This window comes from Luteolibacter arcticus (assembly GCF_025950235.1).
Classification (GTDB): domain Bacteria; phylum Verrucomicrobiota; class Verrucomicrobiia; order Verrucomicrobiales; family Akkermansiaceae; genus Haloferula; species Haloferula arctica.
Map to the genome: position 1 here is coordinate 54,025 of NZ_JAPDDT010000005.1, position 19,227 is coordinate 73,251.

Here is a 19,227-nt window from a genome sequence, read left to right on the forward strand (position 1 = left end):
ATTCCGAATGCGGAACACCCCATGGTGTCTCCGCTCGTCTATTTATCGCGATGACGTTCTCGATCATCACCCCTAGCTTCAATCAGGGGCGTTTTCTTCCGCAGTGCGTTGACAGCGTGCTGGCCCAGCACGGCATCGACTTCGAGCACATCGTCACCGATGCGGGCTCTACCGATGAAACGCTCGAGGTGCTGGGACGCTACCCTCATCTCCAGTGGACCAGCGAGCCCGATGGAGGCATGAGCGACGGGATCAACAAGGGCTTCCGCAAGGCCACCGGCGACTGGGTAATGTGGCTGAATTGCGATGACTACCTGCTGCCCGGAGCTCTGGCGAAGGTGAAGGAATTCGCCCTCGCTCACCCGGACGCGGACATCATCCACGGCGACTGTGTCTTCGTGAAGGAGGACGGCACGCCGATCCGCCGGAAGTACGACACGCCGGTGGATGAGTGGGATTTCCTGTTCGTCGGCTGCTGTATCCCTTCCACGGCCACCTTCTATCACCGGCGCGTGCTGGAAGCGGGCGAGCTGCTAGACACCGGCTACCGCAATTGCATGGACTGGGAGTACTACCTGCGCCTGACGCGGGCCGGCTTCCGTTTCGGCTACGTGCCGGAGGCCCTTGCGGGATTCCGCTGGCATGAGGAGAGCACGACGCAGAAGCACTGGCAGCGAATGATCGAGGAAGGCCTGCGTGCCCAGCGAGCGCATGTCGCGGCGCGCGGGTTGCCGGCCTATCTGGGATCGGCTTCCCTGTTGAAAGTGTTGCGCAAGGCTTTCCAAGTGCGCCGGGTGGCGAAACGCTGGGTTGCGCACCGCCGGCTTTCCTGAGAATCCGCGGTAGCCCAGTCTTCGTCCCGAATTGCTCCGAGTGTCGTCCGATCCGCCCAGCATCGTCGTTTTCGCCCAGGTTCCACCGCCGGAACACGGGCAAAGCCGCATGGTGCAACTGATGCTCGATGGCCTGCGCGAGGAAGCGCCAGCACTGCAGGTCCACCACGTCGATGCCCGGTTTTCCGACACGCTCGACGACATCGGCGGCACGAACTGGACGAAGTTCACACGTTCCGGTCGCTTTGTCGCCCGGGCGTTGCGCTTGTGGATGCGACATCGCCCGGGGCTGCTCTACTACGTGCCGGGACCGGTGCGCTGGAGCGCGGTGCTCCGCGATTGGCTGATCTTGGGAAGCCTCCGGCCGTTCTATCACCATGTGGCATTCCACTGGCACGCCATCGGCCATGGTGAGTGGGCTCACGGGTCCCCAAGACTGCGGCTGCCCGGACCAAAATGGCTAGATCGCTTTGCGCGGCGCGTCAGTGCCAGGGTGCTGGAGTCGCCGACGCTGTCGATCGTCTTGACCCCACAGTCGGCGAAGGACGCAGCAGCCGTTGGTTCCAAGGCCTCACGACTGGTCCGCAACGGCATCGAGGATCCCTGCGAGGCCAAGGCTGCGGAACTCGCCGCTCAAAAGGAAAGCCGGACCCGCGAACTCGGTGGCTCGGCTAGCCCTCGCTTCCGGGCCTTGTTCATGTCGGTGGGAACGGTCGAAAAGGGGCTGTTCGACCTGCTGGAAGCCGTAAGACTTTTTCTCTCCGCAGCGCCGCAAGCTTGGGCACTGGATCTGACGATCGCCGGCGGTATCCAGCCTTCTTGCCGGGCTACCTTTGACGAGCGCCTGCAGTCGCTGATTCGCCAATTTCCCGACCAGCTGACCCTATCCGTAAAGGGCTATGTCAGCGGCTCCGAGAAACTCGCGTGTCTGGCGAGCCACGATCTTTTCATCGCGCCGAGCCGGTGGGAGAGCTTCGGCCTCACGGTCGCGGAAGCCATGGCCTCTGGGTTGGCCGTCGTTGCCGCAGCCTCGGATGGCGTGCAGGGAGTGTTGCCAGACGATTACCCCTTCCTCGCCCCGGTGGCGGATCCGCCGGCTCTCGCCTGGGCAATCCGCCAGTGCTGCGATTCCCTAGTGGCGGGACGGGGAACCGAGCTTCACCACGAGCTGCGGCAGACCTTTCTCGATCGCTATCGGCGAGCGGATTTCTGCCGTGAGATTGCTGCCACGCTTGAGCCGCTGGCCAGCGGCCTTGGAGAGCTTGCAAAGACCGCCGGTCCCCTCCGCCTGCAGGTCTATCTGGCCGACCAGAATCCGAAACTCGGGAGAAGCCTCGGCATCTCCCGCATGACCCAGGTGCTGCTCAAGGAGCTGGCGATCCGCGAAGAGCTGGCCTTGAAAGGCATTACCTCGCGATCGTCGATCCAGATGCCGGATGGATCCTCCGCCGTCGTGGTACCGTGGACCACCCGCGGGAGGGTGGCGCGGGTCATGACCGACCACCTGCACCCGGTCTGGCGCCCCGGGAGGCACCCCGATGTCTTCTATTTCCCCAAGGGCTTCCTGCCGCGCCTGCATGGGATGTGCTCGCCGTCCGTGGTCACCATCCACGACACCATCATCCAGTACTACGCGGACCACTATCCCGAGTGGCGGACCGAAATCGAGTACCGCTACTGGGCCAGCATGTTGAAGCACACGCTCCGCCACGCCGATGGCATCCTCACCATCTCGGAAGCGGCGCGTCGTCAGATCCGTGAATTCATGGAGCGGCACGGCATTCCCGCCAAGCCCATCACGGTGACCTTCGAGCCGTGTATCTACGAATCCATCCCGCAGCCGGTGTCTCCGGTGAAGGACAATTACGTGCTGCACCTCGGCTCGCGCGAGCCTCACAAGCGAACCGCCTGGCTGATCCGCCAGTGGGCGGAAGCCTCGCGCACTCGCGCCGACCTGCCGAAGCTCCACGTGGTCGGGAAGCTGCCGGACGAAGTGGTAGAGATCGCCAAATCCTGTCCGCAGGTGGAGCGGCTGCCGTTCCTCGATGACGAGGCTCTGCAGCGGCAGTTCGAGATGGCCCGCGCGCTGATCTTCCCGTCCGAGATCGAAGGCTTCGGCCTGCCCGCGGTGGAGGCTTACTTCCTCGGCACACCGGTCTGCTTCACCCGCGGCACCTCGATCGAGGAGGTGTTAGGCGATGCCGCAAGCTGCGGCGGATTCGATCTTAGCGAGCCCGCAAGCCTCTTCACCGCACTGGACGACGTGCTGGCGCTCCCGCCCGGGCAAGTCAGGGACTGGGGCCTGTCACTGCGGGATAAATATGCGGCGCGGGTGGTCGCCGACCTGATGGTGGAGGTTTTTCACGAAGTCTCGCGACACCATACCGCCCGATGATCCGCGCCATCCTCAGGGCTGCGGGCTTCGATCCGCGGCGCTTTCCCACCGCCCTCTCCGGCTGGCAACGCTTCGCCCGCGATCGCGATCGCTTCCGCGGACTGCCCGGGGCCGATTCCCTGCCACAGGGAAAGGATCTGCCGATGCTTACGGAGTTCGGCGAATCTTCCGGCCATCTCGGTGCGTACTTTTTCCAAGACCTCCAGGTCGCCCGCTGGATTCTAACAGATCAGCCGCAACGTCACGTCGATGTCGGCTCACGGCTCGATGGATTCGTCGGCCATCTGGCCGTCTTCCGCGCGGTGGACGTGCTCGATATCCGGCCGCAGCCGATCCCGGTGCCGAACGTGCACTTCCATCAGGTCGATCTGGCAGCAGATCTTCCGGCCGAGTGGGTGGCCTGCACGGACTCGCTGTCCTGTCTTCACACCATCGAGCACTTCGGCCTCGGGCGCTATGGCGATGACGTCGATCCATTGGGCCATCTGAAAGGCTTGGAGCAACTCAAGCGGATGGTGAAGCCGGGCGGACGCTTTTACCTCTCCACACCGATCGGGCCGGAGCGCGTCGAGTTCAATGCCCACCGCATCTTCGCTGCTTCCACCGTGACCGGCTGGTTTCAGGACGGCTGGACCATCGAGCGCTTCGCCGTGGTGGATGACGCCACGCACCTGCATCCCGATATCAATTGGCGATCAGCCGAGGCGGCGAATCACTTCGGTTGCCGGGCGGGCGTCGGCATCGTCTGCGCCCTGCGCACTTCACCGTGAAACGACGACTGATCGACCGGTTGCACGACCGTCTCTGGAAAGAGTACAGCGTGCGAAAGACTACGGACAACTTCGCCACCACCGGCAGAGCCGGTCGCCACGGCAGTGTGTCCGGCACCATGGCATGGCCGGATGCCTGTGCCATTCTCGCCGATGGCGAAAGCGGCAGCCACGGCTTCCGGCGCGAGCGCGCGGTCCGCGAGGTGGTGGAAACCCTGGGCCCGAGCGATGGCCGCTATCATGCGCGAAGGATCCGCGCCCTCGCCCCGGAGCTGCTCGCGGATTCCCGGCTCCGTGCGGTGGATGAGTGGGGCAATCCCATCCGCTGGCCCGGACTGCTGTTAGGCACGGGAGTACCCTTCAGCCCGACCACGCTGCGCTACCTTTCCCATGCACTGTGGCTGCGCGATCACAGGCGCGTGAAACCCGGCGGGACGGTCGTTGAGATCGGTGTCGGCTTCGGCGGTCTGGCGGCGATGAACGCCATCGTCTCCAACGCGCACACCGTTCTCGTCGATCTGCCGCCAGTAGCCCGGGCCGCCCTGCGGATGCTGAATGAAACGAGCCTCGGCGAATTTGCCACGTCCGCTGACGAAACCGGACCCCTGGACAGTTTCTGTGTGGTCTCGAACTATGCTTTCACCGAGCTGACTTCGGATCTACAGGACCACTACATCGACCGCTACCTCCGCGCCTCGTCCACCGGGATGATCGTGAGCAATGCCAACGTCTTCTCCCGCTCCATCGGCGGGCGGGATGACGCCGCGCTGGTCTCCGCGCTGCAAGCGGCCGGCATTCCCGCGAAGCTGGAGCGCGAGGCCGATCTGTTAGGCCCGAGCGATCATCTCTGTGGAGTGACGCTGATCACATGGGGCAGAGGCACCGGGCCATGATTCGCATCGTCCTGCTCGGCCGGCTTGGCAACAACCTGTTCCAGTACGCGCTGGGCCGGGTGCTGGCGGAAAAGCACGGCGTGCCGCTGGCGATGGACGGCTCCTGGTTCAACTCACCAGGCTGGGACGAGGTGAAATGCCTGCGCGATTTGCCCGGCCCTGCGGCCGGCCATGCCCGCATCGTGCGGCGCTGTTCTCCGGCTGCGCGTGCATTGCGGAAATTCACCGGTCACCACTACTGGCAACTGCGCGGCGTGCCGGAACTGCGCGAACGAGAGGATCACCAAGGCTTCGACGCCCGGTTCCTTGAAGCGCCCGCCAATTGCCTGATCTTCGGCTATTTCCAGACGCCGCGCTATTTTTCCAGCATCGAACCCAAGCTCCGCGAGGAGCTGCGGACGGATGGCCTCGGCCTGGAAACCGGCCATGAAGGACTGGCGGAAAGCTTGCGCGCGCCTAACAGCGTGGCGGTCCATGTCCGGCGCGGCGACTACGCCGGCAACCCGTTTCTCGATGTGTGCGGGATGGACTACTATCTGGAAGCGATGCGTCGGCTGCGGGAAACACTCCCCGCTCCGCGGTTCCACATTTTCTCCGATGACCCGGCGTGGTGCACGAACCGCTTCACCGGCGAAGACATCGTCATCACCGGTGGGCCTGCGCGGCGGTCACCCTTGGTCGATCTTCACCTGATGAGTCTGGCGAAGCATCACGTGATCGCCAATAGCAGCTACTCGTGGTGGGCCGCTTGGCTCGGAAAGAAGCCAGGTCAGCGGGTGCTGATGCCTGCCGAGTGGTTCCGGGGAATCCGTGCCCCGATCGCCGAGAAGCAGTGCGAAGGCTGGGAAATCGTAACCCTCGGCCCCACACCGACATGAGCGAGGAACCTTCCGAAAAGGCATTCCCGGCGACACCTTCAGTCCGCCGTCGGCAGACCTTCGTCTGTGCATGCATTTGCGCGGCAGCGATCCTCGCCTGGTTTTCACCATGGTGGATGGGCGGTCGCGTCCTTGCACCGCTCGATGTGATGCACGAGCTGCTGCAGCCATGGCGCGGCACCGATGCGCAGGTCTCGGTGAAGAATCACTTCGTCGTCGATGCGATCGACAACTACCTGACCTATCGCATCCTCGCCGCCGACAGCTATCGCGCCGAAGGCTGGGTCGGCTGGAGTTCGCTGACCTATGGGGGCACGGTGCAGTACGCCAATACCATGGCGCTCTACTATGACTGGACGATGCAGCTTCACCGGTGGTTCGACTTCTGGACCGCGTGGCATCTCGGCATCATGGGCCAGTTCCTGTTGGCCTCGCTCGGCATGCTGCTGTTCCTGCGCGGCCGGGGGATCGGGCCGCTGTGGTCCTGCTGCGGAGCGCTGGCCTACGCTGCGAACACGCAGTTCATCATCTGGGTCTACCATCGCTGGGCACTGAGCGCCTTCTGCTGGGTGCCGTGGATCCTGTGGGCGGCCGATTGCTACAAGCGGGGACGAAAGCCGGCATGGGCGTTGGTGCCGGCATTCATCGCCATGGCATTTCTGGGAGGCTCATTGCAGCACTGCGCCTTCGTGGCATTGGTGGTGAGCGCACTATGGGCGGAGGAAGCGCTGAAGGCCGGCAAGTCACTGGTGGCACAGGCCCGCCTGTTAGGACGCTACTCTGCGTGGGGAGTCCTCGCGGCAGGCATGGCGGCGATGATGCTGCTGCCGTGCATCGCGGCCTACCATGAGAGCAGCCAGCTCGGCCTGCACTCGACTGCCCGCATGGGCCTCTATCCCCACGGCATGCTCCAGCCCGTGATGAACCTGCTGGCCTATGCCTTGCAAGTTTTCCCATCGGTGGTCGGGCGGCCGTGCACGATGGACGCGCTCAAGGTCTTCAAGAGCGAGCTGTTCTTCGTGGCCTACTTCGGTTCGCTGCCGGTGCTCATAGCCTTCCTTGCCTGCTTTCGGAAGAACGTCCCGCCGCTGGCGCGGTTTCTCATCCTGATCGGGCTCTTGATCCCGCTGACCCCGCTGGTGAAGTATCTCTATCAGCGGATGCTGCTGATCTGGATCTTGGGTGGCATCTTCGCCTTCGTCGATTTCATGCAGCGGTCGAGCCCGACAACGAGATTGCGGATCGCGAAAGTGACCGGTATCTGTGCAGGGGCCGCAGTGATTCTTTGGACCCTCGGCAGCCTTGTCCTCGCGATGAAGCGGGAGCAAGTGACGGCGCTGCTTCAAGCGAAGTTCCTGGGGCCCGGCAGCGGAGGAGCATTCGGGATTTTCAAATCGTGGATGCAGGGTCGTCTGGAAGGCTTCGTGAACGACTGCCTGATCTGGAGTCCGCAGCAGTTGATCCCGCTGGCACTTTTCTTCGCGTCCTTGGCGGGCCTCGCCCTGACGGCGAGTGTCGTCAGCCGCCGCCGCATGATCGGATCGGGCATCGTGGCGGTCGCCGGGCTTGCGGAGCTGATGGTTTTCAGCAGCCGCTGGGTCACATGGTCGGACTTGGCGAAGCATCCCCTGTTTCCTGTCACGCCTGAGGCCGCAGCGCTTCAACAACACGTCAAGAACGGGCGGATTTTCACCTCGATCAAGTCGCTCGAAACGCACATGGCCGAGACTCCCTTCCTGCCTAACACCTTGACCGCTTACGGCGTCGCCACCATCAGCGGCTTCGACAGCATCGCGAAAGACGGGATGGTTTCGCCTGCCAGGCTGAGTGGAGATGCTCGCTCGCTTGGACGCATCGGGGTCAGCCATCTGGTGACCTGCCCCGGCAACGCACCGCGTGAGGCGGCATGGGAAAAGGTGTGGTCGAGTGAAGTGATGGAGATCTATCAAAACCGCGATGCCGTCCCGCGCTATGTCGGATTCCAGGACGACTCTTCCAAGGACTCTTTCCTCCGCAACGAGGGCTCATCCCACTGGGAGACATTGCAGGAAAGCAGCGGACGCGAGAACGCGCGGAAGATCGAGGTGCCGCCGGGCATCCGTTGGATCCGCATTGCTGAGAACCAGGCGGACGGCTGGAAGTATCGCACTGCCGATTCGGCTCCCGACGCCTGGCGGCCGGTCCTGCGGGCACCTGACGCGAGCATGGTGCTGCCGCTGGAGAATCCTCCTCCCGGTCAACCGACCACGGTGCTGATGGAATACGATCCACCGCTGCGCAAAGCCGGCTTCGTCGTTTCCACCGTCGCACTTCTCCTCACGATCTTGAGTGCGTGGGGAGTTAGCCGTCTCAAGCCGCGTGCACCGGCGGAAGCCCGTGGCACCGCCTGACCGGTTCCTTTCCATCCTTGTACTAGATTCATCGAAGTTGCCATGCGCTGGTTCACCTGCACCCCCATGGACTTCGGTGGAGGACCGGACTTCTTTGCACGGGACAGCGGGCTGCTTTGCCGCGGATTCCAGGAGGCGGGCGTCGAAAGCCGGGCGATCATGCCCGGTGCATCTCGGCCGGACGATGAGCCGGACCTCATCCGCACCGGCTACGCCGACCTTGAGAGTCCCGCATGGTGGCGCGGTCACGAACTCGATGGCGTGGTCCTCTACGCCTGGGGGCGGGCGAAGTTCCGGAAAGTGGCGGAAGCCATCCGCGAGGCCGGAATATTCCTCGTGCTCAATCAGGACAGTGGCGGGCTGGTAAGTCCTCGCCTCGATCCCGCCGCGTGGTGGCGCGAACAGCTCGTCGTTTCCGGCGCGGGCCGCACTCCGGGCGGATGGTGGCGCTTCTCAAAGCGAGCCGCCCGCGGCCTGACCATCGGGCTAGCTCTATCCGATCCATTGCGGGCCGCGCATCTCCGTGCCGGAAATGTCATCGCGTGTGTGACCCCGGTGGCGGCGGATCATTACCGCCACTTCTGTCGCATCTACGGCGGCGAGGACTTTGCCGCGCGGGTGCGGGTGGTGCCGCATCCGGTGAATCCGTTGTTCCGGTTTGATGGAAGTCCGAAGACACGGTCCCTCGCAGTGATCGGCCGGTGGGATGATGCGACCCAGAAGCGCCCGGAGCTGATGATGGAAGCAGTTACGAATTTGTTAGATTCTGACTTTGAAGTGACCGTGGACATCGTCGGCCATGCGACTGCGGAGCTACGAAAGTGGGCGGAGAAGCGGGACCGCGTGCGATTGCACGGCCGGATCGCGCCGGAAGCCATTGCCGAGATCCTGTCTCGTGCGCAGGTCGCGTGGTGCCCATCGGCCTTCGAATCCTTTCACATCGCGAGCGGCGAGGCCTTGTGCTGCGGGTGCTCGGTGGTGGCAGCGGTCTCGCCGTCCTTGGCCGCGTTCCCGTGGTTTGTGAGCGAGGCTTCGGGCACTCTGGCAGCAACGGATGACCTGGCGGGCCATGTGGCGGCGATCCGCAGCGAATTGAGCGCCTGGGACCACGGACGTCGCGATGGCGCAGCCATCTCAGGCACGTGGCAATCCCGCCTGCACGCACCGGAAGTGGCGCGCCTCGTCATTTCGATTGCCGGGGAGAGATGAATCGCAAGCCTTGAGCCGACCTTCCCGTGGACTTTACGATCATCACGCCCAACCTGAACTACGGCCGCTTTCTGGGCGACTGCCTGGCAAGCGTGTCCGCGCAGGAAGGCGTGACCCTCGAGCACCTCATCTTCGATGGCGGCTCCACCGATGACAGCGCCACGGTAGCCGCGCGCTTTCCCCACGCACGCTGGACGCAGGGGAAGGACAGCGGGATGTCGCAGGCGATCAACCGTGGCTTCGATGCCGCCCAAGGCGATTGGGTGATGTGGCTGAATGCCGACGACCGCCTGAAGCCCGGTGCGCTGGCCACCATGGTCGAGAGGCTCCGCAGAAGTACGGCGGACATCGTATATGGCGACTTCGATTTCATCGACGAGTCCGGCAAGCACCTGCGGACCGTGCGCCTGCCGGGCTGGTCGGCCTTCGTTCACGTCCATCACCATTGCTACATCGGCTCGACCGCGGCGTTTTATCGCCGGGCCTCCGTGATCGCGGCGGGCCACCGGCTGCGCGAGGACTTCCGCTACGTGATGGATGGCGAATTCTTCGCCCGGCTCCATGCCGCAGGCCTGAGCTTCGAACATCTGCCGGTGACAGTGGCCGACTTCCGCTTGCACGGCGGCAATGCCTCGATGCGCCACCTCGGCAAGACCCGTGACCTCGACGCCATCCTGCGGGCAGAGCGCCAGCACGTGGAGTCCCGCGCGATCCGCCGGGCCTATGGCACCACCCTTTTCGACGACCCCTACCTGAACGGCCTCGCGGACGGCGTGCTGTGGATTGCCGCGCGCGGCTGGAAGGTCGCCTTGCGAACCTTGGGAAAATGAACCCGTCTCCTCCAACGCCAACGCCTCGTGTCGCAGCGGTCTTCGCCTGCTACAACCGCCGCGACACCGCGCTCGAGTGCGCCCGCCGGCTCAAAGCCCAGACCCGGCCGCTCGACCGCCTGATCGTGGCCGACAATGCCTCGACCGATGGTTCGGCGGAGGCCTTGCGAGGGCTCGGCTGGGAAGCGCTGGAAGTGCTCGATATCGGCGACAACCTCGGCAACGCCGGCGGCATCCAGGCAGCGATGGAGCATGCCTTCGCCCAAGGCTTGGATGCCGTGTGGATTCTCGATGACGACTCGTGGCCGCGGTCGAATGCCCTTGAGGAAATGCTGCGCTCACCGTGGCGCGATGACGTCGTGATTCATCCGCTTCAGGAAGACCCGGCGACCGGCCGCTTCACGTGGCCGCTGCAAGTGGTGGCCAAGGATGGCTCGGTTTCCCTCATTCATTCCCGCGATGGACTCTCCGACCAGCCGCTCATCCGGAGCCGCGGCGTGTGGACCGGAGCGATGGTCCCGAAGAAGATTCGCGATGCCGCCGGCCCTGTGAAGGGCGAGCTCTTCATCCGCGGTGAGGACGAGGAGTATCCCTGGCGCATCGAGCGGGCGGGCTTTGCGACCTACGCGGTGCCCGCCGCGGTGATGGATCACCCCGGCCCCGCGGATCTGGTGGAGTGGCGCTTTCTCGGCCGACGCCTTTTCCTCGAGCGCGGCCTCGCCGACTGGAAGCTCCACTACAAGGTGCGCAACATGGTCTGGCTGAAGCGCCGCCAAGCCGGTGCCGCGGGCGCGCTCGCCATGGCGCTGGCGTATGCGGTCTGCGTCGCGAAGGTCGATGGCCCGGCGCGGCTGCCGCTGGTATGGCGCGCCTTCCGCGATGGCTGGCAGGGCAAGCTAGGTCGGCTGGCTGGCTGACGACGTCTCGTCCGAGGCGAACTCACTGGCCGCCTTTCGCGCCTGCCACCAACGGGAGACGCGGGCGTGCACGAACAACGCCAGCACCACCCCGAGGGAATCGAACGAAAGGTCGAACCAGTCGGACGAGTCGAAGCCGTAACCGAAAAGGTATTGGGACCCCTCGATCACCCCGGCCAGCAGTGCCGCGAACAGGACGCTTTTCCTGCGACCGATCAGCAAGGCGAAGACGAGGGCCGGCCCAAAGAAAAGCAGCAGGTGAAACAAGGGCCGCGCTTGCTTGATGCGGTCCTTGATTTCCAACAGCAGGCTTCCGCCGAATGGCAATTCGCCCAGTGCTTCGGCGGGTGCCGCGGAAGCCGGGCCTGCTTGAGAAGCGGGTGATTTTTGCGGCGGCGCGGCAGGAGCAGTGAACGACGCCCTGCCCGCAGGTTCGCTGACCGCAAAGAACGGGCCGAGCGGACGGAGCGATTGCCACGGACCGGGCACCGCCCATTGGGAAGCGCAGAAGAGCCATACGCCCGCGGCCAGCAGCGGACGACCAGGGCCGGAGGTGCGCCCCCAGCCCGCGAGCACGGCGGTCCAGGTAAACCAACCGCCGAGGAGGAACCAGCGCCCTACGGTCCACCAAGCGCTTTCGCGGACGGTATCGATCCGGCAGTAAGGCACGTGGAAGGAGCCCGAGGTGCCCAGGTGCTCCACCCGCAACACCGGAACCGCCGGGCCATGATGACAGCGGACCACGAGGCATGCCGAACCGGAAGATTGATCGCTGCGGGCCGCAGCGAGGTACTGCGGGTCCATCGGTTTCCCGGGCGCATGCCACTCGATCATCAGCCGGCCGTCGGACCACGGCATCGGGCCGGGCGTCAAGCCGCGCGCCTGCACGGCGAAATCGAACATCAGGAACTGCACTGGCCCCGACAGCGGAAGCGGCAACAACTGCACCGCGGGGTGGGAGGTCGTGCCTGAATGAAGGACCAGCCCGGTCTCTCCGCCGGGAGCCGCCTCCCACGCAGCTCCGGGCTCGAGGGCCAGACTGCGCTCCAAGTCGTGGAGCGTGAGGTGAGGGTGGGCCGGATCGATCTCGAACCGGTGCTGCCACGCCCACCACGTCCCTGCCAGCAGCAGGAGCAAGGCGAGCGGCAGGATCGGGAGGAACGCGCGGCGCACGGCGGAAAGACACCAGTTTCGTCCGCATCGTGCGAACCCTTTCCGGCGCCACGGCTCGACATGACGGAAATGCCACTCCTACCCTGCCGGTGCCCTTACCGCGCCAGCCACCCATGCAAGCCATCTCCGGACTATTCTTTTCCCTGTCGCTCGTGCTGGCAGTGATCCTCGGCGGTCAGACTCTCGACTACACGTGGGGACCGGCGCTGGTCGCGCTGGCGATTTCACTGGCTGCCGGTGGCTTCCAAATGTGGCGGCTCGGGAAGCAGCCGCGGTGGGCATGGTTCGCCTTCGCGGTCATCCTCGCGGCGAGCGGCTGGATCTTGTGGCGCTGCTGGGGTAGCCCGGTTCGCGAATTCGGCCGATCCGATGCCCTGCTGGTGATTGCAGCACTGATCTCGTGCGTCTGGGCATGGACGATGCCCGCACGTGGCCTGGGCCTCCGCTTCATCATGGCGACCTTGGCATTGCTCGGTCTGGCGAATCTGGGAATCGCGCTCGTGCAGCTTGGTAATCCGGCATTCTCGTGGCCGTTCGCGACCCGGCCGGTCGAGTTCCCGTCGGGCCTCTTCGGCCACTACAATCACCTCGCGGACTTTTCGCTCGTCTCCGCCGTGCTGCTGGCGGCGAGGGCCATCTGGGGCCGCGACAGCTTGGGCGAAAGAATCGGACAAGCACTCGGTGCGGTGGCAGCGGCGGTGTGCGTGCTGCTGTCCGCTTCGCGCGGCGGTGCGCTTGGCTTGGGAGCGGGTGTTGCGATCTTGTTTCTCGCCTGGGGCATCCTCGCGTGGCGGGACAAGAAGAGAAACCGCGGCGTGGTCGCGGGCATTGCGGTGGTGACGCCGGTGCTGATCGCCCTGCTCGCTCCGCTGGCATTCCCTAAAATCCAGGAGCGGCGCGGGGCAAAGAAGTCATCCGTCACCCAAGTCGCAGACGACCGTTTCCGCCTGACGATGGCCGGCTACGCGATCGATATTTCCACTTCCCAATCGTTGACGGGGAGCGGGAGCCGGAGTTTCGGCTGGAAAAAGAATGCCGCCGCGCTGGTGGACGAGAACAAGATCTGGGACCGCTTCAACGACGACTTCGTCCATAACGAGCTGCTCCAAGCCGCCGTGGACTACGGTTGGGGCGGAGCACTGCTCATCGTGGGGGCCGTCATGACGACCGGCCTCGTGGGAGTGGCTGGGCTGGCCGCCCGGGACGAAGCGGATGCCACTCAAAAAGCGGCCCTGGACGCCCTCGCCTGTGGTGGATTGGCGGCCATGGCGGGGACGCTGCTCCATTCGAATTTCAGCTTTGTCACCCACACCCTGCCGGGCGCGATGTATCTCGGGCTCGCCTTCGGTTTCACCCTGCCAAGACGTGAGCCGACCTTCATCGAGGAGCCGATCGGACCAGTGCGCTTCGTCCCTTGCCTGATCGTCCTCCCGGTTGCGATCCTGCTCGGCTTCACCGGCTGGCGGGCGAGCCAGGCGTATCGGACGCTGTGGCCGGTTTCCTTCGGCCGGGAGGCCTATGCCGTGACCGCCCCGACGCTGGCGGTGGAGCATATGGAGCGGGCCATGGAGATATGGCCCGGCTCTGAACTCGCCGGCCGGAGTGGTCATCTTTCCCGCGCCGCCGCCGCCATCCAAGGGCTGCCAACGGCCGACCAGCAATTGTGGCTGGCCCAGGCCGTGGACTCCTACGCCACGGCCCAGAAGCTCAATCCCTACGATCCGGAATGGCCGGTCAATCGCGCCAACGCCCTCTCCATCCTTGGCCGGAACGACGAGGCAGAGCGCGACTTTGAACGCGCGATCGAGCTGCAAGGCGGTACCGAACGAAACTTCCGGGCCCGCTTCTACCTCGCCTCCCACCTTTACCGCCGGTGGTACGACGCGTGGGTCAAGGAGCGCCGGGCCAGCGAAGCGCTGGGCCAATTCCTCCGGGCGCGCGATCTCCTGCGCGAAGCGGAGAAGCGGGGCGGCCTGGGCCAGCTTGGAAAGGAAGCCAAGGACATCGTCACCGGCTTGGAGGAGACGATCCGCTTCCTAGAAGGAGCCCAAGTGCGGCCCGAACCGGTGCACTGATCTGATCGCCGTCGTTCAGCCCGGCTGCTTGACCTGCTCCCAGGCGATGTTCTTCGCCGCCAGCTCACCGAGCAACTCCCGCGCCACCCGGTCGGCGCCAGCTAGGTCCAACAAATCAGGGTGCTTGTCGCCGAGGTCACCGTTGAACCACATCGTCACCGAAATATAGGCCCATCGCTGCGCCTCGCCCTTCATCAGCCGGTCCTTGATGTCGATGAGCGTGCGCCGGGTATGGTTCTCGGTGATTTGCTCACTGCCGACGAAGAAGTAATAGGTCACCGCCTCGCGGTGGATGACGTTCTTGCCAAGTTCGTCAATGGGGATCTCCTGCACCGAGAGCAAGCGGCGGGCCGGCAGCTGCTTGCTGCCGCGGACATCCACCAGGGTGGTGGCCGAACCGTAGATTTCGTGGCCTTGGGCCGGCATGCAGCGCTCCGGGCGGTGGATCGAATTCGCCAGGTCAATGCCCGACATCACGATCGAAAGTTGGGCGTGGTCCTTTGGACCGGTGTCGAAGTATGATGTACTGCCGGATCGCGATCGTTCACAGCGGGCTTTCGCAAACGTGGTATCCTTGGCCAAGGTATCGCGTTCCTCCTTGGTTGGCTCTCCTTCTGTGAAAGTCCAAGCCGCCATTTGCTTCGGGATCGTCAGCGACAACGCGGAATTGGTGGTCTTGAAATCGGGCAGCAAAAACACCGCCGATAGCCCCGTCACCAGCACACCCAGCAGGATCAGTCCTCGCTTCATTGCACTTCAAGGGCCTCCCCCCCGGGTCTCACGACTTTTCTTACGGCCAGCTTTTTCCTCGGACGTCGCCATGGCAACCCGCCTTCCAGCAGAGAGTGGACGCCCAGCAGCATCACCAACGAAATGGGGTAGAAGAGCAACAAACCGGCCCAGTCGTGCCACGTTCCCGCGGCGAACGTGTAATCGCCATACTCGGAGATCACGAAGATCGAGGTGAGCCGCATCATGTTGCCGAGAATCGCGAGCGGGAATGCCGCGAGGCAAAGGAGCGCCTTTTTCCACAGCGAGATCGGCGCGAGATACGCCCACACCGACGAAATCATGATCAGGGCCATCAGCGAGCGGATGCCACCGCAGCCCTCGTCGATCCCAAGAGGCTTCCACTTGTCCGTGACCGAATGGATCTGCGTCCCGCGCACCACCGTTTCGATGCCGAACAGGCCCGAACCCCACTGGGCGAGCTTGGTGGAAAGGATCTGCAAGCGCGTGGTCGCTTGCTGGAATTCCGGCACCGGAATCGCCAGCCACAGGAAAAAGAACGGGAAAAACAGCAGCCGGGCCGCTCGCCATCCCCACATGAAAAGCGACGCTCCCCACAAGATCATCGGCAGTCCGCCCACGGTGAGGCGGGGCTGGCCAGTCCGCTGGCCCGCCAGATAGAACAAGCAGCCGAGCAGGACTACCAGCACGCCCGACCAATGGCCGGGGCACGCCAGCTCGCGCAGCTTCTTCCACTGTGAGGCGATCAGGCCCACCATGATCACAGGCACCAGGAACCCGTGTTCGTAGTCGTTTTCATGGTTCCACGAGGATTTCCACCAGCCCGCGGTGGAAAGTTCGCCCCAACCGCTGGCGGGAACGAAAAAGTAAAACGCCACGACGACCGCCGCGCATGCCACGCAGACGGCCAGAGAGTCCTTCGGCAGGGCTCCGGGCTTCACGGGTCCGCGGTCCGCGGTGTTGTCCTGGGTTTCCCCGCGCATCCCCGGGAGAATCTCCGAGACGGGGGGACCTGTCAACGCCCGGTCTAAAGGCTTCAGGGGCGCCGCCAGCGCCACACGAGCCCATCCTCGGGCAGTTGGACCTCACCTTCGCAGATGAATCCTGCATGCTCGCAAATCCGGGCGGAGGCATTGCGCTCGGGCAGGGTGTGGGCAATGAGGGTCGCGTTTTCGCCCGCTGCCTCCGCCATGTCCACCAGCAGCCGCGCCATCCGAGTCCCGTGGCCGCGGCCTTCGTAGTGGGGAAAGGTGAACCACGCGAGCTCCACCTCGCCGCGCTCGTCGGGCGGGCCCTTGAACGCACAGGTCCCGATCACCTCCCGGTCCGTCGTGAGCGCCAGATACCCACACCACGGCGGCGTGGTCCCCATCTCCAAGGTGGATTCGATCACTTCCATCATGATCCCGGAGACGATCTCATAGTTGGTGCAGTCGAATTCGAGGTCGGGGGTAATGGGGAGAAGGGTCATTGCGAAAACCTAAAACCAGAACGGACCTCGTGGCAAAAGTACTTTGCTTGCCGCGGGATGCCACAGGCCCGACAAGGGCCGGGCACCGCGATGAACGATCTTTTTCCCGCCGACCGCCCGGTGCTCTACCTCGCACCGATGCAGGACGTGACCGACCTGCCCTTTCTCAAGGTCATCCATCCCTACGGCGGTCCGGACGTCTACGTGACCGAGTACTTCCGGGTCCACAACGACTCGCGGCCGAGCGCCTGGATCCTCCGCTCGGTCGATGAAAACCCCACGGGCCGGCCGATTTTCGCCCAGATGATCGGCCAGGACATCGAGGCGCTGGTCCGGACGACGAAGCAGTTGCTGGAGCATCCCGTCGCCGGGATCGACCTCAATCTCGGCTGCCCCGCGCCGGTGGTGTGCAAGAAGGAGGCCGGCGGCGGCCTGCTGCGGAACTTGCCGAAGGTGGACCGCATTCTCGGCGCGCTGCGCGATGCCATTCCCGGTCGCTTCACGGTGAAAACGCGGATCGGCTACCACCATCACGACGAATTCCCGGAGCTGCTGGAAATCTTCCGCAAGCACGCCATCGACGCGCTGGCCATCCACGGGCGCACGGTGGAGGAGCGCTACTCCACGCCGGTGCATCCCGACTGCGTGAAGCTGGCGGTGGAAACGCTCTCCTGCCCGGTGATCGCGAATGGCAACGTGGTCGATGTCGCCACCGGCCTCGCCTACCGGGAGAAATCCCAAGCCGCCGGCCTGATGATCGGCCGCGGTGCAATCCGCAACCCGTGGCTGTTTGCGCAGCTCCGCAGCGCCTTCGCCGGTGAGCCGGTGTTCGAGCCGCGTTGCCGGGATTTGTTAGAATACGTCGGCCGCCTCTACGACGAACTCGCCGCGCATACGAAAGCCTTCGATCCGCTGAGCCACGTGCAACGGATGAAAAAGACCATGGCCTTCGTCACGCAGGGGCACGATCCCGACTTCGAATTCCGCGTGCGCCGCGCGAAGACGCCGGACGACTTTCACTCCGCCTGCCGCGATCACCTGGACCGCGATGAGCCGGTGCACGCGGCACCGCAGGAGAATTCGCGGGTGTTCTGCGGGTTTGGCGAGCTGCTCTCGACCTGATGGCTCCGCGCCCCCACCCGTAGGCGCATTCGTCAGAATGCGTGGGGTGGAGTCCGCCATCAGGGACCGCTCCGCGCTGTCACCAGCGCGCCTACGGAGCCGCTGGTTCCACGATCAGCTCGTCGCCTACCTTCGGTTTTACCTGGCCGAAGACGGCCGTGGGACTTGCCAGCGCGCCTTCCGGAGCGACCTCGCTCACCTTCAGCTTGCCGAGAATCCCGGAGTTGCGCCGGACACACAGCACCGCGTCGGCCTTCACCGCGGCGACATCGATGACCTGAAGCGTCGCGAACGCTCCCAACTGCGGATCTTCCACCCACTCCGTGATTTTCGCCACCACCGGTGCCGCGGCGATCGCCTTGGCACGATCCTCTGCAGCCGGTGCAACGGGTGCGTCCGGCTCCGGCGCCGGCACTGCTTCCCCCGCGGACAAATCGTCGCCGAAAACCGCACCGGTCTCCGGTGCGTCCTGCGGGGCCACTTCCGGGATCGCAGGAGTGTCCGAGGGCGGCTTCGGGGCCAGTGGCTGGCCTCCCATCAGCCGGTCCCGCTCTTCCTGAAGCAGCTTCCGCTGCTGCTCGATCTCGGCGATCTGCCGGTGCACTTCGGCGAGCTCTTTCTTCGGGGTGCCGCGGACGTCCTGGCGGAAATTTTTCCACGACATCGCCAGCGCGCCGACGAGCAGCGCCACCGTCATGACGAGCAGAATCTTGATCGTGTCCATTCCCGAACCTCCGGCTTGAAAGGCCCGGTGGCAAGTCCGGCGAAATCCCTCACTTGACTTCGTGTTCTTTTTACACTTTCTTGCGCCCGACGCCATGCCGCACACCTACGAGTTTCCCCGTCCCGCCTTGACGGTGGATTGCGTAGTCTTCGGCTTCGATGGGAGCGGTCTGCAAGTCCTGCTGGTGAAGCGCGGCATCGAGCCTTTCCTCGGTGCATGGGCCTTGCCCGGTGGTTTCGTGCGCATGGAAGAGAACCTCGAAAGTGCCGCACGTCGCGAACTCGAGGAAGAAACCAGCCTCCGCGAGGTGTTTCTCGAACAACTCTACTCCTTCGGTGAGCCCGGCCGTGACCCGCGCGGTCGCGTGGTCAGCGTCGCATGGTATGCGCTGGTCCGCCCCGACCAGCATCCCCCGAAAGGCGACACCGATGCCAGCGATGCGGCTTGGTTTCCCATCGATGGCCTGCCCGGCCTCGCCTTCGACCACGAGCGCATCCTGGCCATGGCGCTCGACCGCCTGCGCGGAAAAATCCGCTACCAACCCGTCGGCTTCGAACTCCTCCCCAAGCGCTTCACCCTGACCCAGATCCAAGCGCTCTACGAAGCCATCCTCGGCCGGACCATCGACAAGCGGAACTTCCGCAAGAAGCTCCTCGCCTTCGATTTCCTGATCCCGCTCGAAGAGTTCACCGGCGGCGCCCATCGCCCCGCCCGGCTCCATCGCTTCGACCGACGCAAGTACGACGCCCTCGCGAAGCGAGGATTTCTCTTTGAACTCTGATTCTAACACTGATCAC

17 protein-coding genes are annotated in these 19,227 nt (G+C 64.5%); 12 read left to right on the forward strand and 5 right to left on the reverse strand.

Annotated features, from left to right (window positions below):
* The first annotated feature begins 50 nt into the window (after window positions 1-50).
* From OKA05_RS13365 to OKA05_RS13405, 9 genes are read left to right on the forward strand one after another with little or no spacing between them, the layout of a single operon-like run.
* Entirely contained in the window at window positions 51-833 is a 783-nt protein-coding gene (locus OKA05_RS13365) for a glycosyltransferase family 2 protein (RefSeq protein WP_264487655.1), read from the forward strand.
* Between the two features lie 40 nt (window positions 834-873).
* On the forward strand, window positions 874-3,228 hold the full coding sequence (locus tag OKA05_RS13370) for a glycosyltransferase (RefSeq protein WP_264487656.1): 2,355 nt from the start codon (window positions 874-876) through the stop codon (window positions 3,226-3,228).
* The gene (locus OKA05_RS13375) at window positions 3,225-3,998 is read left to right on the forward strand and encodes a DUF268 domain-containing protein (RefSeq protein WP_264487657.1); all 774 of its coding nucleotides are present in this window, start codon (window positions 3,225-3,227) and stop codon (window positions 3,996-3,998) included. The genes OKA05_RS13370 and OKA05_RS13375 overlap by 4 nt, the downstream gene beginning before the upstream one ends.
* The gene (locus OKA05_RS13380; protein WP_264487658.1) at window positions 3,995-4,891 is read left to right on the forward strand and encodes a class I SAM-dependent methyltransferase; all 897 of its coding nucleotides are present in this window, start codon (window positions 3,995-3,997) and stop codon (window positions 4,889-4,891) included. Before OKA05_RS13375 ends, OKA05_RS13380 begins: the two co-directional genes overlap by 4 nt.
* The gene (locus tag OKA05_RS13385) at window positions 4,888-5,769 is read left to right on the forward strand and encodes an alpha-1,2-fucosyltransferase (protein WP_264487659.1); all 882 of its coding nucleotides are present in this window, start codon (window positions 4,888-4,890) and stop codon (window positions 5,767-5,769) included. The genes OKA05_RS13380 and OKA05_RS13385 overlap by 4 nt, the downstream gene beginning before the upstream one ends.
* Entirely contained in the window at window positions 5,766-8,159 is a 2,394-nt protein-coding gene (locus tag OKA05_RS13390) for a hypothetical protein (RefSeq protein WP_264487660.1), read from the forward strand. Before OKA05_RS13385 ends, OKA05_RS13390 begins: the two co-directional genes overlap by 4 nt.
* A gap of 42 nt (window positions 8,160-8,201) precedes the next feature.
* Window positions 8,202-9,368 carry a glycosyltransferase gene (locus tag OKA05_RS13395; RefSeq protein ID WP_264487661.1) on the forward strand — a complete coding sequence of 389 codons (1,167 nt, stop codon included), beginning with the start codon at window positions 8,202-8,204 and terminating at the stop codon, window positions 9,366-9,368.
* 26 nt (window positions 9,369-9,394) lie between these two features.
* Complete coding sequence (locus OKA05_RS13400) at window positions 9,395-10,198, forward strand: glycosyltransferase family 2 protein (protein ID WP_264487662.1); 804 nt, start codon at window positions 9,395-9,397, stop codon at window positions 10,196-10,198.
* Complete coding sequence (locus OKA05_RS13405; RefSeq protein ID WP_264487663.1) at window positions 10,195-11,115, forward strand: glycosyltransferase; 921 nt, start codon at window positions 10,195-10,197, stop codon at window positions 11,113-11,115. Before OKA05_RS13400 ends, OKA05_RS13405 begins: the two co-directional genes overlap by 4 nt.
* Here the strand turns inward: OKA05_RS13405 and OKA05_RS13410 are convergent.
* The gene (locus tag OKA05_RS13410; RefSeq protein ID WP_264487664.1) at window positions 11,095-12,288 is read right to left on the reverse strand and encodes a VanZ family protein; all 1,194 of its coding nucleotides are present in this window, start codon (window positions 12,286-12,288) and stop codon (window positions 11,095-11,097) included. The two genes, OKA05_RS13405 and OKA05_RS13410, sit on opposite strands and share 21 nt — an antisense overlap.
* Before the next feature lie 113 nt (window positions 12,289-12,401).
* Here OKA05_RS13410 and OKA05_RS13415 point away from each other — a divergent pair, with 113 nt between their 5' ends.
* Window positions 12,402-14,363 carry a tetratricopeptide repeat protein gene (locus tag OKA05_RS13415; protein WP_264487665.1) on the forward strand — a complete coding sequence of 654 codons (1,962 nt, stop codon included), beginning with the start codon at window positions 12,402-12,404 and terminating at the stop codon, window positions 14,361-14,363.
* A 15-nt stretch (window positions 14,364-14,378) separates the two neighbouring features.
* Here the strand turns inward: OKA05_RS13415 and OKA05_RS13420 are convergent, their stop codons facing one another.
* From OKA05_RS13420 to OKA05_RS13430, 3 genes are read right to left on the reverse strand one after another with little or no spacing between them, the layout of a single operon-like run.
* A complete protein-coding gene (locus tag OKA05_RS13420) occupies window positions 14,379-15,113 on the reverse strand; it encodes an exosortase-associated EpsI family protein (protein ID WP_264487666.1) in 735 nt (244 codons plus the stop codon).
* Window positions 15,110-16,096: an exosortase/archaeosortase family protein gene (locus tag OKA05_RS13425; protein WP_264487667.1), complete on the reverse strand. Its 987-nt coding sequence runs from the start codon at window positions 16,094-16,096 to the stop codon at window positions 15,110-15,112. Before OKA05_RS13425 ends, OKA05_RS13420 begins: the two co-directional genes overlap by 4 nt.
* A 53-nt stretch (window positions 16,097-16,149) precedes the next feature.
* Window positions 16,150-16,584 carry a GNAT family N-acetyltransferase gene (locus OKA05_RS13430; RefSeq protein ID WP_264487668.1) on the reverse strand — a complete coding sequence of 145 codons (435 nt, stop codon included), beginning with the start codon at window positions 16,582-16,584 and terminating at the stop codon, window positions 16,150-16,152.
* A 90-nt stretch (window positions 16,585-16,674) separates the two neighbouring features.
* Between OKA05_RS13430 and OKA05_RS13435 the strand changes: the two genes are divergently transcribed.
* Window positions 16,675-17,706 carry a tRNA dihydrouridine synthase gene (locus OKA05_RS13435; RefSeq protein WP_264487669.1) on the forward strand — a complete coding sequence of 344 codons (1,032 nt, stop codon included), beginning with the start codon at window positions 16,675-16,677 and terminating at the stop codon, window positions 17,704-17,706.
* Between the two features lie 91 nt (window positions 17,707-17,797).
* Here OKA05_RS13435 and OKA05_RS13440 read toward each other — a convergent pair whose 3' ends face one another.
* On the reverse strand, window positions 17,798-18,430 hold the full coding sequence (locus OKA05_RS13440) for a hypothetical protein (protein WP_264487670.1): 633 nt from the start codon (window positions 18,428-18,430) through the stop codon (window positions 17,798-17,800).
* Window positions 18,431-18,524: 94 nt separating this feature from the next.
* On the opposite strand from OKA05_RS13440, the gene OKA05_RS13445 reads away from it, so the two are divergent.
* Window positions 18,525-19,211 carry an NUDIX hydrolase gene (locus OKA05_RS13445; protein WP_264487671.1) on the forward strand — a complete coding sequence of 229 codons (687 nt, stop codon included), beginning with the start codon at window positions 18,525-18,527 and terminating at the stop codon, window positions 19,209-19,211.
* The last annotated feature ends 16 nt before the right edge of the window (window positions 19,212-19,227 follow it).

Excerpts from the sequence above, each read along its gene's own strand:
- OKA05_RS13415 (WP_264487665.1), top strand. The coding sequence starts at position 12,402 with ATGCAAGCCATCTCCGGACTATTCTTTTCCCTGTCGCTCGTGCTGGCA.
- OKA05_RS13425 (WP_264487667.1), bottom strand. The coding sequence starts at position 16,096 with ATGCGCGGGGAAACCCAGGACAACACCGCGGACCGCGGACCCGTGAAG.
- OKA05_RS13430 (WP_264487668.1), bottom strand. The coding sequence starts at position 16,584 with ATGACCCTTCTCCCCATTACCCCCGACCTCGAATTCGACTGCACCAAC.
- OKA05_RS13395 (WP_264487661.1), top strand. The coding sequence starts at position 8,202 with ATGCGCTGGTTCACCTGCACCCCCATGGACTTCGGTGGAGGACCGGAC.
- OKA05_RS13405 (WP_264487663.1), top strand. The coding sequence starts at position 10,195 with ATGAACCCGTCTCCTCCAACGCCAACGCCTCGTGTCGCAGCGGTCTTC.
- OKA05_RS13440 (WP_264487670.1), bottom strand. The coding sequence starts at position 18,430 with ATGGACACGATCAAGATTCTGCTCGTCATGACGGTGGCGCTGCTCGTC.
- OKA05_RS13385 (WP_264487659.1), top strand. The coding sequence starts at position 4,888 with ATGATTCGCATCGTCCTGCTCGGCCGGCTTGGCAACAACCTGTTCCAG.
- OKA05_RS13390 (WP_264487660.1), top strand. The coding sequence starts at position 5,766 with ATGAGCGAGGAACCTTCCGAAAAGGCATTCCCGGCGACACCTTCAGTC.
- OKA05_RS13365 (WP_264487655.1), top strand. The coding sequence starts at position 51 with ATGACGTTCTCGATCATCACCCCTAGCTTCAATCAGGGGCGTTTTCTT.
- OKA05_RS13420 (WP_264487666.1), bottom strand. The coding sequence starts at position 15,113 with ATGAAGCGAGGACTGATCCTGCTGGGTGTGCTGGTGACGGGGCTATCG.
- OKA05_RS13445 (WP_264487671.1), top strand. The coding sequence starts at position 18,525 with ATGCCGCACACCTACGAGTTTCCCCGTCCCGCCTTGACGGTGGATTGC.
- OKA05_RS13375 (WP_264487657.1), top strand. The coding sequence starts at position 3,225 with ATGATCCGCGCCATCCTCAGGGCTGCGGGCTTCGATCCGCGGCGCTTT.
- OKA05_RS13435 (WP_264487669.1), top strand. The coding sequence starts at position 16,675 with ATGAACGATCTTTTTCCCGCCGACCGCCCGGTGCTCTACCTCGCACCG.